This is a genomic window from Streptomyces sp. NPDC051211 (assembly GCF_040689505.1).
Taxonomy (GTDB): Bacteria; Actinomycetota; Actinomycetes; order Streptomycetales; family Streptomycetaceae; genus Streptomyces.
The window spans coordinates 1-19,823 of the sequence record NZ_JBFBAV010000064.1; the positions used below are offsets into that span (position 1 = coordinate 1).

14 protein-coding genes are annotated in these 19,823 nt (G+C 73.9%); 6 read left to right on the forward strand and 8 right to left on the reverse strand.

The genetic code is table 11. From position 1 onward, the window contains the following. Positions 1–489 precede the first annotated feature (489 nt). A complete protein-coding gene (locus AB0447_RS33995) occupies positions 490–3,639 on the forward strand; it encodes a serine protease (RefSeq protein ID WP_366480785.1) in 3,150 nt (1,049 codons plus the stop codon). A gap of 113 nt (positions 3,640–3,752) precedes the next feature. Further along, positions 3,753–4,709, forward strand: coding sequence for a bifunctional riboflavin kinase/FAD synthetase (locus AB0447_RS34000; RefSeq protein ID WP_366480786.1), 957 nt, complete (start codon positions 3,753–3,755; stop codon positions 4,707–4,709). 73 nt (positions 4,710–4,782) lie between these two features. Here AB0447_RS34000 and AB0447_RS34005 read toward each other — a convergent pair whose 3' ends face one another. The 3 genes from AB0447_RS34005 to eccE form a co-directional block, all read right to left on the reverse strand. After that, the gene (locus AB0447_RS34005) at positions 4,783–7,443 is read right to left on the reverse strand and encodes an SCO5717 family growth-regulating ATPase (RefSeq protein ID WP_366480787.1); all 2,661 of its coding nucleotides are present in this window, start codon (positions 7,441–7,443) and stop codon (positions 4,783–4,785) included. Positions 7,444–7,598: 155 nt separating this feature from the next. Further along, a complete protein-coding gene (locus tag AB0447_RS34010) occupies positions 7,599–8,342 on the reverse strand; it encodes a hypothetical protein (RefSeq protein ID WP_366480788.1) in 744 nt (247 codons plus the stop codon). After that, positions 8,339–9,610 carry a type VII secretion protein EccE gene (gene eccE, locus AB0447_RS34015; RefSeq protein ID WP_366480789.1) on the reverse strand — a complete coding sequence of 424 codons (1,272 nt, stop codon included), beginning with the start codon at positions 9,608–9,610 and terminating at the stop codon, positions 8,339–8,341. Before eccE ends, AB0447_RS34010 begins: the two co-directional genes overlap by 4 nt. Before the next feature lie 269 nt (positions 9,611–9,879). Here eccE and eccB point away from each other — a divergent pair, with 269 nt between their 5' ends. The 4 genes from eccB to AB0447_RS34035 all read left to right on the forward strand — a co-directional run bounded on the left by eccB (position 9,880) and on the right by AB0447_RS34035 (position 13,665). Continuing rightward, a complete protein-coding gene (eccB, locus tag AB0447_RS34020) occupies positions 9,880–11,472 on the forward strand; it encodes a type VII secretion protein EccB (RefSeq protein WP_366480790.1) in 1,593 nt (530 codons plus the stop codon). A 256-nt stretch (positions 11,473–11,728) separates the two neighbouring features. Continuing rightward, a complete protein-coding gene (gene mycP, locus AB0447_RS34025; protein ID WP_366480808.1) occupies positions 11,729–12,808 on the forward strand; it encodes a type VII secretion-associated serine protease mycosin in 1,080 nt (359 codons plus the stop codon). A 155-nt stretch (positions 12,809–12,963) separates the two neighbouring features. Beyond that, the gene (locus tag AB0447_RS34030; protein ID WP_366480791.1) at positions 12,964–13,305 is read left to right on the forward strand and encodes a hypothetical protein; all 342 of its coding nucleotides are present in this window, start codon (positions 12,964–12,966) and stop codon (positions 13,303–13,305) included. A gap of 48 nt (positions 13,306–13,353) precedes the next feature. Beyond that, on the forward strand, positions 13,354–13,665 hold the full coding sequence (locus tag AB0447_RS34035) for a WXG100 family type VII secretion target (protein WP_366480792.1): 312 nt from the start codon (positions 13,354–13,356) through the stop codon (positions 13,663–13,665). Between the two features lie 114 nt (positions 13,666–13,779). On the opposite strand, the gene AB0447_RS34040 is transcribed toward AB0447_RS34035, so the two are convergent. The 5 genes from AB0447_RS34040 to eccCa all read right to left on the reverse strand — a co-directional run bounded on the left by AB0447_RS34040 (position 13,780) and on the right by eccCa (position 19,681). Further along, complete coding sequence (locus tag AB0447_RS34040; protein WP_366480793.1) at positions 13,780–14,013, reverse strand: DUF397 domain-containing protein; 234 nt, start codon at positions 14,011–14,013, stop codon at positions 13,780–13,782. 73 nt (positions 14,014–14,086) lie between these two features. Continuing rightward, on the reverse strand, positions 14,087–14,623 hold the full coding sequence (locus AB0447_RS34045) for a hypothetical protein (RefSeq protein ID WP_366480794.1): 537 nt from the start codon (positions 14,621–14,623) through the stop codon (positions 14,087–14,089). Then, positions 14,620–15,255, reverse strand: a complete 636-nt coding sequence (locus AB0447_RS34050; protein ID WP_366480795.1) for a hypothetical protein — start codon at positions 15,253–15,255, stop codon at positions 14,620–14,622. Before AB0447_RS34050 ends, AB0447_RS34045 begins: the two co-directional genes overlap by 4 nt. Further along, positions 15,234–15,566: a hypothetical protein gene (locus AB0447_RS34055; protein ID WP_366480796.1), complete on the reverse strand. Its 333-nt coding sequence runs from the start codon at positions 15,564–15,566 to the stop codon at positions 15,234–15,236. The genes AB0447_RS34050 and AB0447_RS34055 overlap by 22 nt, the downstream gene beginning before the upstream one ends. 146 nt (positions 15,567–15,712) lie before the next feature. After that, entirely contained in the window at positions 15,713–19,681 is a 3,969-nt protein-coding gene (gene eccCa, locus AB0447_RS34060; RefSeq protein ID WP_366480797.1) for a type VII secretion protein EccCa, read from the reverse strand. Between the last annotated feature and the right edge of the window lie 142 nt (positions 19,682–19,823).

The window sequence follows — 19,823 nt, forward strand, 5'->3', positions numbered from 1 at the left end:
GGCCCCCCCCCCCCCCACCGGGGGCCGGGGCGGAGCCCCGGTTACGGGAAGGGGCGGGGTGGGGAAGAGGCCCCGCGCAGCGGCCCCCACCCCACCCCTGCCCCGCACGACCCCCTCGACTCGGGCACTGCCGCGGCTGCGCCACCCGGCCAACGGCCGCCGGCGTCAGGCGCGACCGCGAACACCCCAGCGTCCGGCGCAGCCCCTGCCACCCCTCGGCCGGCCACGCGCTTCGCCGGGGACCGACCCGCTGTCGGTACGGGCATCGGCTCGGGCACGGACATTGGCTCGGGCCTGGGTGGCGGCTCGGGCGGGGCCGCGGGCGTCGGATCCGGCTCGGGTGCCGCCCCCGGCCTGGGCGGCGGGGCTGGGACGGGCACAGGCTCCGGCACTGGCCTCGGTTCTGGGACGGGCGTCGGTTCCGGCGCGGGCGGTGGCTTCGGCCTGGGCCCCGGCGTCGGTTTTGGGAGCGGCGGCGTCGGCTCCGGGATGGGCGGTGGCTTCGGCCTGGGCTCGGGCGTCGGCTCCGGGATGGGCGGTGGCTTCGGCCTGGGCCCCGGCGTCGGTTTTGGGAGCGGCGGCGCCGGTACCGGCTCCGGCGCGGGTGCCCGCTCCACCCTGGGCACGGGCGTCGGCTCCGGGATGGGCGGTGGCTCCGGCCTGGGCGCGGGCGTCGGCACTGGCACGGGCGGAGGCTTCGGCCTGGGCGAAGGCCGGGGCGCCGGCGCAGGCACGGGCGTGCCCAGCCCCGCCAGGGTTGCCGCGGTCGCCCGCGCCTCCAGCCGCCCCCTCCTCGTTCTCCTCGACGCCCCCGAGGAAATGCCGCCGCGCCTGGCCCACCGCCTCGCCGAGTGGACCGCCTCCACCACCCGCTGGCTGCGCGACAACGGCGTCCGGATGGTGGTCGCGGGCCGGCCCGAGTACTGGGAGCGGGCCGGCGCGCTCTATCCGGACGGTGCGCTGTACGCCCCGGCCCGCCCGGCCCCGCGGCTCCCCGCCGCCTACCGGCTCGGCGACTTCACCCCGGCGGAGGCCGAAGCCGCCCGGGCCCGGTACGGCATCCCCGCGGCCGGCGTGCGCGAACCGGACGGCCGGCACCCGCTGACCCTGCGGCTGCTCGCCGGTGTCCGGGCCGCCGAGGTCACGGCGGGAAGTCCGGGCCGGCACGAGGTGTTCGGCGCGCATCTCGACCTGGCCTGCCTGCGCGTGGCCGTCCGCATCGCGGCCGGTGCCGCCCCCGCGGGCGCGGTGCACGGCCCGGGCGTGCGCCGACTGGCCGCGCGGGTGGCCGGCCGGGTGCACGAGGCCGCGCAGCGCTGCCTCGGCCCGGGCCACGGAGAGCTGGACCGGGCCTCCTTCGAGGAGCTCTTCCCCTGGCGCACCGGTTGGGCCCCGGCCGTGCTCACCGAGGGTCTGGTGGTTCCCGCCGGGGCCGGCTACCGGCTCGCCCACGAGGAGTTCGCCGACTGGCTGCAGGCCGCCCACCTGGACGTCCCGACCGCCCTGGACGCACTGGTCCACCGCAGCGGCCCGGGCCCCGCCCTGCCCGTGCCCCGGCACCGGATCGGCCCGGTGCTGGAGGCCCTGCTCCTGATGCCTCCGCCCGCTCTGACCCCGCACCTCACCGCGTTGATCGCCACTCTCGACCGGCTCACCGAAGCGGCAACCCGGCCCGACGACGCTGCCCTGCCGGACAACTCCTCGGCTCGCAGGGCGACTTCGCCCGACGCCGGCACTGCCCCGCCCGGCGGTGCGCCCCACAGCGCGCCCCTCCCAGGCAGCGCGGCCCAGGGCCCAACCGCGCCCCGCGGCACTGCCCCGCCCGGACCCGCGGCCCACAACGAGGCCCCACCCGGCGCCACCGCCCCGGCCAACAGTGGGGCCCAGCCCGGCGGAGGCACTGCCCAGCCCGGTGGCCCGGTCTACAGCCCGACCGCGCCCCACGGCACCGCCCCGCCTGGAGCCGCGTTCCACCGCGCTGCCCCGCCAGGCGGCGGCAGTGCCCCACAGGGCGGCCCGCCCCCCAGCGCGGCCCCGCCCGGCGCCACCGCCCGGACCGGCCGGGCGCCCCACAGCGCTGCCCCGCCCGGCGCTGCCCCGCCCGGCGCTGCCCCGCCCCCCAGCGCGGCCCCGCCCGGCACACAGGGCGGCCCGGCCCACAGCGCTGCCCCGCCCGGCGGCGGTGCCACCGCCCCACCCGGCACCCCCGCCCACAGCGCGGCCGCCGCCGACCGTGCCTGGTGGGCTGCGCGGCTGGTTCGGGAGGTGTTGGTGCGTTCGGCCGATGCCCGGCCCTTCCTCGACGTGCTGCATGCGCTCGCCGCGCACGTGGCTCGGGCCGGCTCCGACGAGTTCGGTGGCTGGTTCTGGAACCGGCTGCGGCTGCCCGAGCCGGACCGGCTGGAGCTGCTGCGCCGGCTGCTGCCCGCCGACCACCGTTACCTGGACGCCGCCGCCCGCCGGCTGGTCCGCGATCCGCAGGGCGTCGTACCGCTGCTCTGCGGCTGGTTCGGCGACGAGCGGAGGCTGCGCGGGCGGCCGGGCGCCACCGTGGCCACCGCCGCGCAGGCGCTGCTGCACACGCACCGGCGGCTCGCCCCGGACGACCTCGTCGAGGCACTGGTGACCGCCGCGCACCCGCGCGCCGACGAGTTGCTCGCCGTACTCGCCGAGGAGGAGCCCTCGGCGATCTGCCGGGCCGTGGACCGGTGGGCGGGGGACGAGCGGCCCGAGCGCCGGGTGGCGGCCGCCGCGTACGGCCCGGCCGCCGCCGCGCACCTCGGCGGCGCCGCCGACCACCGCATGCTGCTGCGCCGTGCCGCGCTGGCCCTGCTGGACCGGCCCGGGGACCTCTGCCTGCACGGGGCCGCCCTCGGCATGCTGCTGTGGGACCCGGAGGTCCGCGAGCGGCACCTGCCGGACGCGCTGGCCTGCGCCGGGGTCCCCCCGAGCGCGCTGGTGGCCGCCGCCGAGGCCCTGCCCGGCCGTTCCGGCGAGGTGCTCGACGCCCTGCGGGACCGGGCGGACGGGCAGGTGCTGCGGGCCCTCGCGGCGCTGACCGCTCCCGGGCCCGCCGCCCGCGCGGCCCGTCTCGTACGGGAGCACCTGGCGCGGCACCCCCAGGACGCCCCGCACGCCGCCGCCTTCGTGGACCGCCGGCTGGACCACGGCCCGGCGGCCGGGCCGCTGCTGCGCCCGCTCGCCGTCGAGCTGCTGCGGGGCCCGGTACCGTCACGAGCCGCCCTCGCCCCGGTGCTCGGAGCGGTCGGAGCGGAGACCTCGCGCCCGCTGCGCTGCGAGCTGCTCGACGACCTCCTCGGCGCCGAGACCGAGCCCGCGGTGCTGGCCGAGCTGCTCGGCGCGGTGGCCCGGGACACCGTCGCGCGCGGCGAGCAGCGCACCCGGGAGCTGGTCCGGCGGACCGGGCGGCGGCTGCTGGCACTGCCCGGCGGGGCGGCCGTGTTCGAGCGGCGGGTCGTCGAGCTGGCCCGCGAGCTCCCGCCCTTCGGCCGGCTCGCCGCCCACTGGCTCCACGAGGAACCGCGCGAGGCGGCCGCGCTGCTCGGCCCGAGCGCTCGACGCATGGTCGAGACCCTGGCCGGAAGCAGGCCCTCCACGGTCGGCTCTGCTCACACTTGACGTGTGCCTGGCATTGCTCCCATGCCGATGCGGGGGCCCGGGCACCGGCATGGCAGTCTTAGACCTGCAATCTCAACTACGCACTACACGGGTTCGGGCGAGGAGCGGTCACAGTGCAGCGCTGGCGTGGCTTGGAGGACATCCCCCAGGACTGGGGACGCAGCGTCGTCACCATCGGCTCCTACGACGGGGTGCACCGGGGCCATCAGCTGATCATCGGACGGGCCGTCGCCTGGGCCCGGGAGCTCGGCGTGCCGGCCGTCGTCGTGACCTTCGACCCCCACCCGAGCGAGGTCGTCCGCCCCGGCAGCCACCCGGCGATGCTGGCCCCGCACCACCGGCGGGCCGAGCTGATGGCCGAGCTGGGCGTGGACGCACTGCTCATCCTGCCGTTCACGGCGGAGTTCTCCCAGCTGTCCCCGGCCGACTTCATCGTGAAGGTGCTCGTCGACAAGCTGCACGCGCGCGGCGTCATCGAGGGCCCCAACTTCCGCTTCGGCCACCGGGCCGCCGGCAACGTCGAGTTCCTCGCCGAGCTGGGGTCCACGTACGACTACCAGGTCGAGGTCGTCGACCTGGTGGTGCGCGGCGAGGCGGGCGGCGGCGAGCCGTTCTCCTCCACGCTGGCGCGCCGGCTGGTCGCCGAGGGCGACATGGAGGGCGCGGCCGAGATCCTGGGGCGGCCGCACCGGGTCGAGGGCGTGGTGGTGCGCGGAGCGCAGCGCGGCCGGGAACTCGGCTACCCGACGGCGAACGTCGAGACGCTGCCGCACACCGCCATCCCGGCGGACGGGGTGTACGCGGGCTGGCTGACCGCGAACGGCGAGCGCATGCCGGCGGCGATCTCGGTCGGGACGAACCTTCAGTTCGACGCGACCGAGCGGACGGTGGAGGCGTACGCGATCGACCGGATCGGCCTCGACCTGTACGGGCTGCACGTGACCGTGGACTTCCTGGCGTACGTCCGGGGGATGGCGAAGTTCGAGTCCCTGGACGGGCTGCTGGACGCCATCGCCGACGACGTGAAGCGGGCGCGCGCGCTGACCGACGCGTACGACGCGGCGCGCTGAGCGAACCCGGACTTCGAACGGGCGAGGGCCCGTACCGCCCCTGGGGGACGGTACGGGCCCTCTGCGTCCACTGCTACTGGCCGCCGCCCTGCCGCGGGTCCTGCTGCTGCGGCTGCGGCTGCTGCCAGCCCTGGCCGGGCTGCGGCGGCTGGGGCTGACCGTACGCCTGCTGCGGCGGCGGGGGCTGGGCTCCCGGGTGGCCCGGCTGGGGGCCGTACGGCTGCTGCGGCGGCTGCGCGTAGGGCTGGGGGTACGGCTGCGGATAGGGCTGCTGGCCGGGCGCGCCGGGCTGGCCGGGCTGCCCGTACGGCGCCTGGGGCTGGGGTTGCTGGGGGTGCGGCGGCTGGGCACCCCAGTGCCCCTGCGCCTGCTGCGCCCGTACGAAGTCCTCGGCGACCAGCGCCGAGAGGTTGAAGTACGCCTCGCGGGTCTTCGGCCGCATCATGTCGAGGTCGACCTCGGCGCCGGCCGCGAGGTGCTCGTCGAAGGGCACCACGACCACACCGCGGCAGCGGGTCTCGAAGTGCTGCACGATGTCCTCGACCTTGATGGTCTTGCCGGTCTCGCGGACCCCCGAGATGACGGTGAGGGAGCGCGAGACCAGGTCGGCGTAGCCGTGCGCGGACAGCCAGTCGAGCGTGGTGCTCGCGCTGGACGCGCCGTCGACCGACGGGGTCGAGATGATGATCAGCTGATCGGCGAGGTCCAGGACTCCGCGCATGGCGGAGTAGAGGAGGCCGGTGCCGGAGTCGGTCAGGATGATCGGGTACTGGCGGCCGAGGGTCTCGATCGCGCGCCGGTAGTCCTCGTCGTTGAACGTGGTGGAGACGGCCGGGTCCACGTCGTTGGCGATGATCTCCAGGCCGGACGGGGCCTGGGAGGTGAACCGCCGGATGTCCATGTAGGAGTTCAGGTACGGGATGGCCTGGACGAGGTCGCGGATGGTGGCGCCGGTCTCACGGCGCACCCTGCGGCCGAGGGTGCCGGCGTCCGGGTTCGCGTCGATGGCGAGGATCTTGTCCTGGCGCTCGGTGGCGAGGGTGGCGCCGAGGGCGGTGGTCGTCGTGGTCTTTCCGACGCCGCCCTTGAGGCTGATGACGGCGATGCGGTAGCAGGACATCACCGGGGTGCGGATGAGGTCCAGCTTGCGCTGGCGCTCCGCCTCGGCGGCCTTGCCCCCGAACTTGAAGAGCGAGGAATTGCCGCCGCGGTTGCTCTTGGGCTTCTGCTTGTTGCGCAGCAGACGGTCCGAGGACAGCTCCACCGCGGCGGTGTAGCCGAGCGGGGCGCCGCCGCCGGGCGCGGCCTGGTAGCGCGGGTCCTGCGAGCCGGGGCCACCGGGTCCGGGGTTACCGGGTCCGGGACCGCCGGGGCCGGGGCCGCCGGGGCCGGGGCCACCCGAGCCGGGGCCGCCCGGGCCGGTCGGCTGGGGCCACTGCTGGCCGAGCCGCGGGTCGGACTGCGGCTGCTGCTGCGGCGGCTGGGCCTGCTGGGGCGGCTGAGCCCCCCAGGGTGCCCCGGCCTGCGGCGCCTGCTCCGACAGGGGCGGGAAGCCGTAACCGGCCTGCGGCTGCGGGGCCGGCGGTGCGGGCAGGAAGCCGTAACCGTCGGGTGTCTGCTGCTGGGGCTGGGGCTGCTGCTGTGTCTGCTCCGGTACGGGCGGGAACCCGTACGGGTCCGGCTCCTGCGGCTGGGGCTGGGGTTGGGGCTGTGCCTGCGCCTGCGCCTGCTCCGGTACGGGCGGGAAGCCGTAACCCGCCTGCGGCTGCGGGGCCGGCGGTGCGGGCGGGAACCCGTATCCGTCCGGTGCCTGCGGCTGCGACTGCGGCTGCGGCTGTGCCTGCTCCGGTACGGGCGGGAAGTCCGCCTGGGGTGCGGGCGGGAAGCCGTATCCGTCCGGCGTGGACGGCGTGGGCGGCGTCGACGGGGCAGGCGCCGCGGGGGCGGACTCGGTGGCCGTCGGGGCGAACGCGGGAGGCAGCGGCGGCAGTTCCGGCTGGGGGGCGGGCGCGCCCCACGGCTGGTCGGCCGCGGCCGGAACGGCGTCCTGCGGCTCCTCACCGGCCGGACCGGCGTCGCGGTCGCGGTCCGCGTCCGCGTCCTGAGCGAAGGCTCCGCTCCCGCTCCCCGGAAGGGGTGACTTCGCGAGCACCGCGCCCGTGTCACCCCGCTCCCCGGCCGGCAGCGGAATCGCCGTACCGCTCGGCGGCGTGGCGGAGTACCCGGGCGGCGGGGTGCCGGGGGCGGGGGAGGGCACGGCGTCCGCGGGCTCCGCCCCGGCCGCAGGGTACGGCGTACTGCTCGCCGGGGTCGCCGCCGCGGGCGGCAGCGCCGCCGGGGCAACCGCCGCCGGCGGGAGCGCGGCAGGCGGCAGCGGCGTGGCCACTGCGGGCGGCAGCGGCGCCGGAGCGTCCGGGGCCGGCGTCGGGGCCGGCGTCGGGGCCTGAGCCGGCAGCGGGACCGGGGTGCCGGTCGCCGGGGTCGGCGAGCGGCGGGCCGGAGGGGTGAGCCGGGTCGTCGAGGGGGAGCCGATGTCGTCCGGGCGGTGCGGCTCGAAGCCGCTGCCCGCCGGCAGGTCCGGCACCGCCGGCGGCGTCGGCGCGTTCTGCGTGTACCAGGCCGGCGGCGTGTAGTCGATGGTGAACTCGCCCGTGAGCTCGGGCTCCGCGTCGGACTGATCGTCCGTCGGGACGTCCCACGTCCCGTCGCGGCTCTCGTTCCGATCGCCGTTCACTTCTGTCCTCCTGGTGTGGTCGGGCACTGGTGCCCGGCGTCGCTTCGGCGCCGCGCCCACGGTCAGCCTAATGGCGCCGCACCCGGACGCGCTGACCCGGTCCAGGCCCTGTCGGGCTGTCCAGGGGGCCGGCAAGACAGCCCCCGGGTGGTCTCCTAGTCGATCCGCCGGGCCGGGCCCAGCAGCCCGGTCTCCGCCTCGGTGCCCTGGGTCATCACGAACTGCCGGTCCCTGGACGTGCACCACAGGGTGACCCCGTCACCGAGCGTCGGCAGTGAATCCACCGCCCGCCGGGGCAGGTTCATCAGACGGCCGATCTGCTCCGCCTCGTCCGGGGACACCCGCTGCACGCCCACCAGGGCGGAGTTCTGGAGCAATCTCGGGGCCGTCGGGCTGAGATAGGGAAGCAGGGTGAGCACCGACTGCCAGGGGCCGGCCACCACCCGCCCGCGCGGCGGCCGCATCCCGCAGTCCCGGACCACCAGGACCGGGCTGCCCGCGGACGCGCCCTGCGGCGGCACCCGCCCCACCTCGTGCAGGGTCACGCACGGCTGTCCGCCGCCGGCGGCCTGGGCCAGACCCGACCACACCTGGGCCCGGCCGGTCTCCACGGCCACCCGCGCCCCGGTCGCCGCCGCGCGCAGCGCCAGCACCTGCGCGGTCCACAGACCGCCGATGAGGGTGACCTCGTACGGTGACGGGCGGTTGATCCCGAGCACAGCGGGCCGGCCCTCGGAGTCGACCCCGATGACCACGCCGTCGTCCCCGACCGGCAGGGACAGGGCGTCCAGGTCGCCGACCGGGATCGCATGGCGTTCCCGCCGCGGCCCGACCAGCCCGTACCCGACCCGTCCCACGCGTCCCACGCCTCCCACACGTCCTGCGCGTCCCGCGCTCATCGCGCACCTCCCAGCGGCAGTGATGCCAGTACGCCCGGCAGCTGCTCACGGTCCAGCCGGACCAGGCCGGTCCGGATCCCGCGGGCCGTCCGCTCCAGCTCCCGCCGGGCCGCGACCAGTTCCTCGTCGCTGCGACCGGTCACCCGGACGTGCCCGGTGACCGTGACCCCGTGCCGGTCTGCCGGCGCCAGCGTCAGGCTGAACGTGGTCGCCAGCGCGGGCAGCGAGGTCAGCAGTGCCACGAACTGCGGCAGCGGGGCTGCCGCACCGCCGAGCTGCGGCCACCGGCCTATCCAGTAGGTGGTGTGCCGGCGGTCGTCGCACCGCCAGGCCCGCGCCGTCTCCTCGGTGCGCCGCCCGATGCTCGCGGACCGGCCGGCCTGGGTGATGGCCATCGGGTTCGCGCAGGAGGACGTGGCCAGCGCCGCGGTCAGTTCCTGTTCGGTCAGTACGGTCGCCCCGAAACCGGCGCCGGCCAGCCGGCTCGCCAACTGGTCCGCCGCCCGCACCACGCACCGCTGCGCGCCGGTCATCCCGCCGCCGCGCGCCGCCACCGCCTCCGGGCACAGCTCCGGATCCAGCTTGAGCGCGATCCAGGTCAGCCGCACCGCCGGGGTCCCCGTCTGCGCCTGCAGCGGCGCGTAGTTGCGGGTGGCCATGGCCTGGGCGGGCAGATGCGGTGCGGGCGCGGGCTGGGTGTGCTGCACCAGCTGCGCCGATTCCAGCCGGATGCCGTCCACTTCGAGGACGTCGCGGACCAGGCCGAGCGGCAGCGGCCGGGCGGCCCGGTCCGGGCGCAGCGCGGTCGCGTCCATGTCGACCTGGACCACGGCGGTCAGGAACGTGCCGTCGCCGATCATTCCGACCGGCCGCCGGTCGCGGTCGCTGAAGGTGTACGTCCGCAGGGCCGGGTCGGCCTCGACCACCGGGGCCAGCCCCGGCTCGGTACCGGCCGGCACGGTGAAGGCGGCGGCCCGGCGGCGCCGGGCGCGCAGGGCGAGCGCGGTGCCGATCCACTCGGGCAGCGAGCGCTGGTGCCGGCGTACCACCGCGAGGACCAGAAGCAGGGCCGCCAGCACACCGGCGGGCACCAGCAGCAGCGGTTCCACCACCCAGGCCGCCAGCAGCAGCGCCGCCGCCACCTGGAGGAGTACCAGCTGTTGCAATCGGAACGGGCCGAACCGGCCCGGGCCCGACTTCGGATGCGGCGTCACTCCGCCGCGCGGCGGCGCGGCCGCGGCGGCCCGCTGTTCCGTCGCGATGGCCATGTCCCGGACACCTCCTCTTCCACGGTCCACACCTGTTACTGCCGGTGCGGCGCGGCCGGTGCCGGCACCTCCCCGGAATCTCCCCAATTCCGCCCCAACAAGCCTCGATCGGCCCGGTACGGCGGGCGTGGAGCGGGACTGGGCGGCGGCCTCACCCTACCCGCCCCGTACCAACCGTCCGTCAACAGGCATAGTAGGTGCCCGGTCAGACAATCGAGGCCCGGGGACCGTACCCACCGACCGGGCCGGGCGGGGAGAAGCAGGCGGTCATGGCATCACGACGTGATGAGCTCAACGCGTACACCTTTGCGAAGCGGCGTACGGTGGCCGCCTTCCTCCAGCCGTCCGCCACGGGCACCGAGGAGGGCGCCCCGCGGCCACTGCGCGCCGTGGTGCCGGGCGTCATCGTCGGCGCGCTCGTCCTCGCCGGCTTCGGCGCCTGGGGCCTGCTCGACCCCAAGGCCCCCAAGGGCTGGGACACGCCCGGCACCAAGGTGATCGTCGGCAAGGACTCGACGACCCGGTACGTCGTCCTGAAGACCAACGGCCAGGTCCGGCTGCACCCGGTGCTGAACCTGGCGTCGGCGCGACTGCTGCTCGACCCGGGGAAGTTCGACGTGATCCAGGTCGACGACAAGACCCTGGACGGCGGCAAGGTGCCGCGCGGCCCCATCATCGGCATCCCGTACGCCCCGGACCGGCTGCCCTCCACCAAGGACGCGGCCACGGCCAAGCGGTGGGCGGTCTGCCAGCAGCCGGGCGGCAACGGCAAGGGCGTGCAGACGGCCGCCTTCGTCCTCGCCGAACGGGAGGCGGGCCTGATGGACGACAAGCGGCGGCTGGCCGACGGTCAGGTCCTGTACGTCCAGGCCAAGACCCCCAACCAGGACGGCACCGAGACCACCAGCCGCTACCTGGTCGACTCGACCGGAACGAAGTACAAGTTCCCGGAGAAGACCCCCGACTCGGCCACCCTCACCATGGCCCTGGTCGGCAGCGGCACCCCGCAGCCGGTCAGCGAGCAGTGGCTGGACACCCTCCAGTCCGGCGAGGACCTCGCGTTCCCGAAACTGGACGGCGGGAAGGCCGGCGACGACGCCAAGGTGCCGGGGCTGGGCACGGACGACAACAAGGTCGGCATGGTGCTGCTGGCCCGGACCGGCTCCGGACCCCAGCACTACGTGGTGCAGGCCGGCAAGGTCTCCCGGGTCTCCTCCTTCACGGCCTGGCTGCTCATCAACTCGCCCGCCACCGAGGGCCTGAACATGAACGGCAAGGCCAAGGAGGTGGACCTGCAGTCGCTTCGCCCGGACGGCAGCCAGTTCTACGAGAAGAAGAAGTGGCCGAAGACGCAGTCCAGCCAGGTCAACGGGAGCACCGGGGCCGCTGCCGCGAGCGCCGCCCAGGGCGGCGTCCGCAACACCGTCTGCAACGTGCTGCGTTCGGTGGACGGCCAGGGCCGCACCACGATGAGCACCTGGGCGGGCACCGGCTTCCCGGTCGACATCTCCGCCAGCGGCACGAGCTCGTACGTCACCCCCGGCTCGGGCCTGCTCTACACCCAGTTCCAGGGCAAGCTGGCCAAGGGCGGAGGCGCCCTGTTCCTGGTCACCGACACCGGCCTGCGGTACGCCGTGCAGGCCAACGGGGACAGCGATGTCGAGCAGCAGGAGACCGGTGCCTCCCCGCAGCCCACGGAGGGCGGGGAGAAGGCGGACGGCCCCCCGGAGGCCAGCCAGGCGCAGGCCCGGCTCGGGTACAAGGACGTGACCCCGGCGCTGGTGCCGATCGCCTGGTCGGAGTTCCTGTCGAAGGGGCCCCGCCTGGACACCAACGCCGCCCGCCAGCCCCAGGGTTCGTGAGGCCGCGATGACCGCCTCCCGCAGCACCGCCGCTTCCCGCAACACCACCGCTTCCCGCACCACCGTCTCCCGCCGGACCGCACCCCTGTGGAGGGTGTTCCCGGCCGCCGTACTGGCGCTGACCGCCGCCGCGGGCGGCATCGGCGCCGCGCCGCCCGCCGACGGGCCCGAGGCCCGCCGGGAGGTCCGCGCCGAGTTCCGCCCCGAGTCCCGCCCCGAGTTCCGCCTGGCCGGCGCCGGCGAGTGCACCTTCCCGATGAAGAAGCAGATCGCGGGCCGCCCCTGGGCCCTGCAACGGCTGCTGCTCGACGAGCTCTGGGCCGGCGGCAAGGGCAAGGGCGTCCGGGTCGCGGTCATCGACACCGGCGTGGACCGGGCCAATCCGCAGCTCAGCGGCGCCCTCGACATCGGCGCCGGCAAGGACTTCATCGACACCAAGGGCGACGGGACGAACGACACGGTCGGCCACGGCACCAAGGTCGCCGGGCTGATCGCGGCCCGGCCGCAGCAGGGCACGGGCTTCGTGGGCCTGGCCCCCGAGGCCACCGTCATCCCGATCCGGCAGAACGACGGCCAGGGCAAGGGCAACGCCAAGTCCCTGGCCGAGGCCATCGACCACGCGGTGGCCAAGGGCGCCCACATCATCAACATCTCCCAGGACACCGCCGTCCCGATGGCGGAGTCCTCGCTGCTCGGCCAGGCGGTCAAGAAGGCCGTGGACGCCAAGGTGCTGATCGTCGCCTCCGCGGGCAACGACGGCCTCAACGGCCGCAAGCGCAAGACCTATCCGGCCGCCTTCGACGGCGTGCTGGCGGTGGGGTCCTCGGACCGGAACAACGAGCGGGCGGCGTTCTCCCAGCCGGGCGGCTTCCTCGCGGTGGCCGCGCCCGGGGTCGACATGGTGTCGACCGTGCCGGGGTACGGGCAGTGCGTCGACAACGGCACCAGCTTCTCCGCCCCTTACGTCGCCGGGCTCGCCGCCCTGCTGAAGCAGCAGCACTGGAACTGGACCCCCCAGGAGATCACCTGGCAGATCCAGCAGACCGCCGAACGGTCCGTCAAGGGCCGCGACGACTACGTGGGTTGGGGCGTCGTCGACCCGGTGCGCGCGGTCTCCCAGGACCACGACCGGCCCAGAAAACCGGTCGAGGACCCGGGACCGCCGCCCGCGGCCGCACCGGAACCCGCTGCGATGGCGGTGTCGGAGACCCCGCAGCAGCGGCAGGAACGGCTGGGCACCTACGCGCTCGGCATCGGGGGCGTGCTGATCGCCGTGATCGCCGGAACTGCGGCAGTCGTCCGGGATGCCCGGAACCGGCGACGCCGTTTGCAGTGAAGCGTCACAGTTCACCTACAGGACTGCCCGGCCGGTGTTGGGCCATGCGGATGAACTGACTAGAGTGACAACAGCCTTCACGACTGTGATCGGGGAACTGACGTAACCACATGCGCCGGTCGGGTCAGTGAATTAAGAAGTGAGGAGCTTTTCGGATGAGTAACCCTGCAGGCGGTTTCGGACTCGCAGACGATCCGATCGTCCAGGCGAAGAACAAGATCAACAGCACCGCCAATGCCGTGACCAGCCAGGCGCGTGAGCTGTCGGACATCCTCGCGACCGTGAGCGCCGGCTGGACCGGTTCCGGCGCCTCCGGCTTCGTCCAGGCGCAGACCATGGTCAACGAGGACCACGACGCCATCCGCCGGCTGCTGGGCGTGCTCCACAACGCCGTGGCCGAGACCAAGAACCTGAGCAACGCCCAGGACGACGACGTCCGTGCGGCCTTCAACGCCATCAAGTCGCAGGCCAACTCTTCCGGCCTCAACGGCATCTGACGCGCCGCCGCGTCCCCGTCACGTCCGCACAGCGCTAAGGAGAAGAACATGTCTGGTGCCGATGCCGGCCAGATGAAGGTCCGGTACGAGAGTGTCCAGGAGATGGCGAACCGCATCCGCATCGTCTCCAAGAAGATCGTCGACGACCTCAACGAGATGGACTCGGCCCTGAAGGTCGTCACCGACACCTGGGACGGTGAGGCGCACGCCTCGTACGTCCAGCTCCAGGCCAAGTACAAGGGTCGCGCCGAGCACATGCGCGACACCCTGGAGAACGTCGCCAAGATCATCGAGCAGGGCAAGGGCGACTACCGCGCCACCGACGTGAAGGCCTCGCGCCTGTTCACCGAGTCCTTCTGAGGCCGCTGAGCCTTCGCAGGCTTCCGCGCACAGCGCCGCTGCACAGCGCGAAGGGGGCGCGCCCGAACGGGCGCGCCCCCTTCTGCGTCGACGCGGCCGGTGTCGGCGGGCCGGTTACGTGATGTCGAACTCGCCGTCCCTGGCGCCCAGTACGAAGGCCTCCCACTCGGCGGCCGTGTAGCGCAGCACCGTCTCCCGCTCCAGCGAGGACCGCATGGCCACCCCGCCGCCCGGCAGGTGCGCGATCTCCACCCGTTCCTCGTCGGGGCTCGTCCCGGGCGGGCCCTCCCACTCCACCCCGCTGATGTCGAGCGCGTACAGTTCGTCCTTCTCCGCTTGCGTGCCCATGGGCGGCCTTTCCCTCGGTGGTGCGGCAGTGCTGCGCATGCTGCCGCCGATTATTCCGCCTTCCGGGCGGCTGTCAGGCGCAGTTCAGCGTCTTCACCGTCTCCGCCGTGTAGGCACGCATGAACGCCTCGATGGCGGGCCGCAGATCGGGCTTCAGCGGATCGGCGCGAGTGGCGAAGACCCTGAGCGTGAAGTGGTCACCGGCCGACGTCTTGCACGCCGTGGTGGCGATCGCACCCTCGTTGCCCAGTACGGAGTCCTGGAACCCCATGTCGACGCGCTTGGGGTCGGTCAGCCGAAAGACCGTGGAGCTTTCCGTGGCCGTCCGGAGCAGGTCCTCCGGTGACCCCTTGTGCCATGCGAAGCGGAAGTCCAAGGCTCGCTCCCCGTCCACGGCGACATCGCACGGCGCCGTCTGAGGCTTGGCCCGCTCAACCCTGTCGATCTCGGTGACCTCACCGAGAGGTTCGAGGAGAGGCCTGGACAGCCGGGGGTCGATCGGGGTGCCGCACAACGCTCCGGGGACCGCCTCGTCGGCGTCCGAGCCGCAGCCGCTGAGCAGGACAACCGCGGCGGCACCCGTGACGGCCAGCCGCAGAGACTTCCTCATGTGCTCAGCCGCCCACGCTCTTGGCGCGGTCGGCCGAACGTCCCGCCGTCCTTGTCGTGGAGCTTCATCCACTCTTCGGTCAGTGCCATGAGCTGTCCGTTCCGCTTCTTGTGCGCCTCGTAGGACTTGTCCGAGTGCTCCTGGTCGATCTGCTTCTGTTCGTCCGCCAGCCACTTCTCGACCATGTAGTCGAAACCAGATTGCACCTCTCCGCTCACCACGGGGATGTAGCCGATCGCCGTGTCGAACATCCACTTCTGGTCGAAAGCGGCGGTCTCGGCGGGACCCACGGCCGCGGTGCGAGCCTCCTCCAGGAAGCCGACTGTGCGGCCGGCGCGGAGCAGGGAGTCCGTCGGGTGCTCCTGGCCGGCTTCGTGGATGTCCGAGACCATCGCCTGGTTGATGCCGTAGTTCAGTGCCCCGTAGGAGCTCTGGTCCTTGGAGACCTGCTTGATGACCTCGTGCAGGTCGTTCTGTCCAACCGGCAGGGACCTCATGTCCACGCTGCTCGCAACCTGGTGCACGGTGTCGCCGTGGTTGACCAGGATGTTGGCCATCGGCTCCCGCAGGGACGCGGGGAAGTCGTCCCCCGCCTCCGCGAAACGGCCGATCACGTTGTTGAAGACCGCCACGTTGTCGTCGGAATGCTTGACGAACTTCGGGTCTGCGGCTGACGGTCCGAGGCCAGCCGGCCCATCAGTCCGGTCACCTGCCGGTCCCAGGTCTCCTGCACCTTCTTCAGCGCGGCCGCCGTGCTCCAGCCGTCGAAGGCCTTGACCGCGTTGTTCGAAGCCTCGTCCGCGTGGTCCGCGGCCTTCCTGGTGCTGGGCTCCAGGTCGTTCTCGATGGTGTTCGCCGCGGCCTTCTTCTCCGCCGGGGTCGAGGCGAAGTCTCCGGATCCGGGGAGGAGCGGGCCCGGCGGCGGACCGGAGTTCAGCCGCATCGCCGCCTGGTCGGCCGTGGTGGACCGGACCGGCCCCAGTCCTGCTCGAACCCCATGGTGGTGTCTCCCCGTCGTCCGTCGTCGTACAGATCGCGTCTTCGAAGCCGTCAGGGCCGGGGCGCCGTCCGACCGCCCCGGCCCGCGCCCTACACGCCCGGCAGCCGCCCCAGCTGGACCAGCGAGGTCCCCCGCTTGCGCGAGGCGTAGTAGCCCCGGCCCGGCGGCATCGGCCGCGGCCGGACGTTGCCGATCAGCTCGCCCTCGGACGGATCGCCCGACAGCACCACGCCCTGCGCGCCCAGCTCCTTGATGCGCTGCATGAAGGGCTCGTACAGGGAGCGCGAGGCTCCCGCCGAGTTCCGCGCGATGATGAAGCGGACGCCCGTGTCCCGGGCGAACGGCAGGAACTCCACCAGCGGGGCCAGCGGATTGCCCTGGCTGGTCGCCACCAGGTCGTAGTCGTCGACGATGATGAACACGTCCGGGCCGGTCCACCAGCTGCGGTCGCGCAGCTGCTGCGGGGTGACGTCGTTCGGCGGCTGGCGCCGGGAGAACACCCCGCCCAGCGCCTCCATGTGCATCTGCATGGAGCTGGCCATCGGCGCGTACTCCAGCAGGTGCTCCTCCGGCAGCGCGCCCAGCAGCGTCCGCCGGTAGTCGCCGACCACCAGCCGCGCCTGGTCCGGGGTGTACCGCTCGGCGATCTGCTGGGCGATCAGGCGCAGCAGGTTCGTCTTGCCGGACTCGCTCTCGCCGAAGACCAGGAAGAACGGGTCCGTCTCGAAGTCCACGAACACCGGTTCCAGATCGGTCTCGTCGATGCCGATCGCGATCCCGCGGCCCGGGTACTCGCCGCCCTTGGGTAGCTGGTCCGCGTGCAGCAGCCGCGGCAGCAGCCGGACCCCGGGAGCCGAGGCCCCCGCCCAGTTCGACTTCACGGCCGCCACGAACGCGGCCGTGCCCTCGGACAGGTCCTCCGCCTCGTGCGAGCCGTCGATCCGCGGCAGCGCACCGAGGAAGTGCAGCTTCTCCGCGACCTGGCCGCGGCCCGGCATGCCCGGCGGCACGTTCGCCGCGACCTTCCGGTCGAACTCCGAGTCCATGACGTCGCCCAGCCGCAGCTCCAGCCGGTTGAGCATCTGGTCCTTCAGGGCCGCCCGCACCTCCATGTACCGGGCGGCCGTGATCACCACGTGGATGCCGTAGCCCAGACCGCGCGCCGCGATGTCGGTGACCAGCGGCTCCAGGCCCTCGTACTCGCCCCGGAACCCGCCCCAGCCGTCCACCAGCAGGAACACGTCGCCCCACGGCTCGCCGGGCAGCTCGCCGGCCGCCCGCCGCCGCCGGTAGGTGGCGATGGAGTCGATGCCGTTCGCGCGGAAGAACTCCTCCCGGCGGTTCAGGATGCCCGCCACCTCCGCGACCGTACGCCGCACCCGCTCCGGGTCCAGCCGCGAGGCGATCCCGCCGACGTGCGGCAGGTCCTGCACCGCGGACAGACCGCCGCCGCCGAAGTCCAGCCCGTAGAACTGCACCTCGCGCGGGGTGTGCGTGAGCGCGAACGACGCGATCAGCGTCCGCATCAGCGTCGACTTGCCCGACTGCGGACCGCCCACCACCATCATGTGGCCGGCCGCTCCGGAGAAGTCCCGGTACAGCACCTCACGCCGCTGCTCGAACGGCTTGTCGATCAGGCCGAGCGGTACGACCAGGCCGCCGGGCCGCGTGTACCCGTCCGCGTGCAGGCCGCGCGCCTCGCTCGGCGCCAGCGCCGGCAGCAGCTGGTCCAGCGGCGGAGCCTGGTCCAACGGCGGCAGCCACACCTGGTGCGCGGGCACGCCCTGACCCTCCAGCCGGCCCACGATCACGTCGAGCACCGTGTCGGCCAGCGCGTCGTCCTCCCGGGACGACGCCGCGGCCGCCAGGTACGCCGGGTCCGGAGCCGCGTACACCACCGGCACCGGGGCCGCCGTGAACACCGCAGGCCGGCGCTCCACCGGGAACTGCCCGACCGACAGGTCCGGCCCGCCCGAGCGGTACACGCCCGACACGTACGCCGCCTTGAACCGGGTCATCTCGTCCGTACCGAACTTCAGGTAGCCCGAACCCGGTACCGAGGGCAGGTGGTAAGCGTCCGGCACGCCGATCGCGGTCCGCGACTCCGCCGCCGAGAAGGTCCGCAGACCGATCCGGTACGACAGATACGTGTCCAGGCCGCGCAGCTTGCCCTCCTCCAGGCGCTGCGAGGCCAGGAGCAGGTGCACGCCCAGCGACCGGCCGATCCGGCCGATCTGGATGAACATGTCGATGAAGTCCGGCTTCGCGGTCAGCAGCTCGCTGAACTCGTCGATCACCAGCACCAGCGAGGCCAGCGGCTCCAGCGGGGCACCCGCCGCCCGGGCCTTCTCGTAGTCGTGGATGTTGGCGTAGTTGCCTGCCGAACGCAGCAGCTCCTGGCGGCGCTGGAGTTCACCGCGGATCGAGTCGCCCATGCGGTCGACCAGCGTCAGGTCGTCCGCCAGGTTGGTGATGACCGCCGCCACGTGCGGCATCTGCGACATGCCGGTGAAGGTCGCGCCGCCCTTGAAGTCCGCGAGGACGAAGTTCAGCGTCTCCGAGGTGTGCGTGACCGCGAGACCCAGCACCAGCGTGCGCAGCAGCTCCGACTTGCCGGAACCGGTCGCACCCACGCACAGGCCGTGCGGGCCCATGCCCTCCTGCGCGGCCTCCTTCAGGTCCAGCATGACCGGCGCGCCGTCCTCGCCCACACCGATCGGCACCCGCAGCCGCTCGCCCGCCGACCGCGGCCGCCAGGTCCGGGCCACGTCGATGGAGGCCGCGTCGCCCAGGTTCAGCAGGTCCGTGAAGTCCAGGTTCGCCAGCAGCGGCTCGTCCTCGTCACCGCCGCCGGTCCGCAGCGGCGCCAGCTGCCGGGCCAGCGCCTCGGCCGCCGGCAGCGACAGCACGTCCGGCGTGCCCTCGTACGCGACGCCACCGCCCGACTCCAGCCGCAGCTTCCCCGGCCGCACCACCACCGACAGCCCGCCGCGCGGCTCGTCCAGCTCGCCCGCCACCACCTCGACGATGGTGACGCCCTGCAGGCCCTCGGCCGCCGCGAACACCGAGTCCGGCGGCACCAGTCCGCCCCGCGAGTTCGCGTCCAGCACCAGCACGACGTGCGGCTGGTCCAGCACCGGCGAAACGTCACGGCTGAACCGCGGCCGCCCGTCCAGCCGGGAGCCCAGCAGCCCCTCCAGCTCGGCCAGGTCGTCGCCGAACAGACGCTTCGTACCGGCCCCGTCCACCTGGCCCGGCACCTGCGTGTGCGGCAGCCACTTCACCCAGTCCCAGTCCTGCACCGCCCCCGGCGCCGCCACCACGGCCACCATCAGGTCCTCGGGGGAGTGCAGCGTCGCCAACTGCGCCACCAGCGCCCGCGCCGCACCCCGCGCCGACTCCGGCTCCCCGGACACCGTCACGTGGTAGAACGCCCGCATCGACACCGCCACCGGCAGCCCGTCCAGCGCGGAGTGGATCTTCAGGAAGCGCTGCATCGCGCCCGCCGTCAGCGGCTCCAACTCGTCCACCGGCGCGGTCTCCGGCGCCACCAGCGGGGTCGCCAGCCGCTGCACGCCCAGCCCCAGCCGGGCCTGGCCGAAGTCCGCGTCGCCGACCCGCCGCTCCCACAGCCGCGAGCCCTCCGCCACCACCGACCACAACTGCTCGGGCGCCGGGTGCAGGTACAACTGCGCGTCACGCTGCGCCCGGGCGGTCCGCCGCACCTGACGGCGGGTCTGCGCAAGGTACTTGAGGTAGTCCCGGCGGACGTCCGCCATTTGCCCCTGCGTACCGCGCCGGTACCGCACCACCTGGGCGATGACCATCGCCACCGTCGACGCCAGCATCAGCACACCCATGATGCGCATGAACGGCAGAGCGCCCGGCATGAAGAAGAACACCACCGACGAGCCCATGCCGAGCATCGGCAGGAGCTGCATCGCCATGCTCTCCGACTGCCCGCGCGGAAGTTCCGGCGGAGCCTCCAGCCTCAGCTCCTCCGACGGCACTTCGGGCGGCAGGGACCGAGGCGGGCGCTTGACGACGATCTGGCTCACCGGAGCATCAATCCCTCGAAAAACGGACGGGAATACGGACGGGACGCCGAAACCGGAGCCCCAAGTCCCGGGCACGGAGGGGACCTCCCCCGCGAGGAGGTGATCCTACTTGCCGACAGTCACTCATACTCCCGGTAGGGTG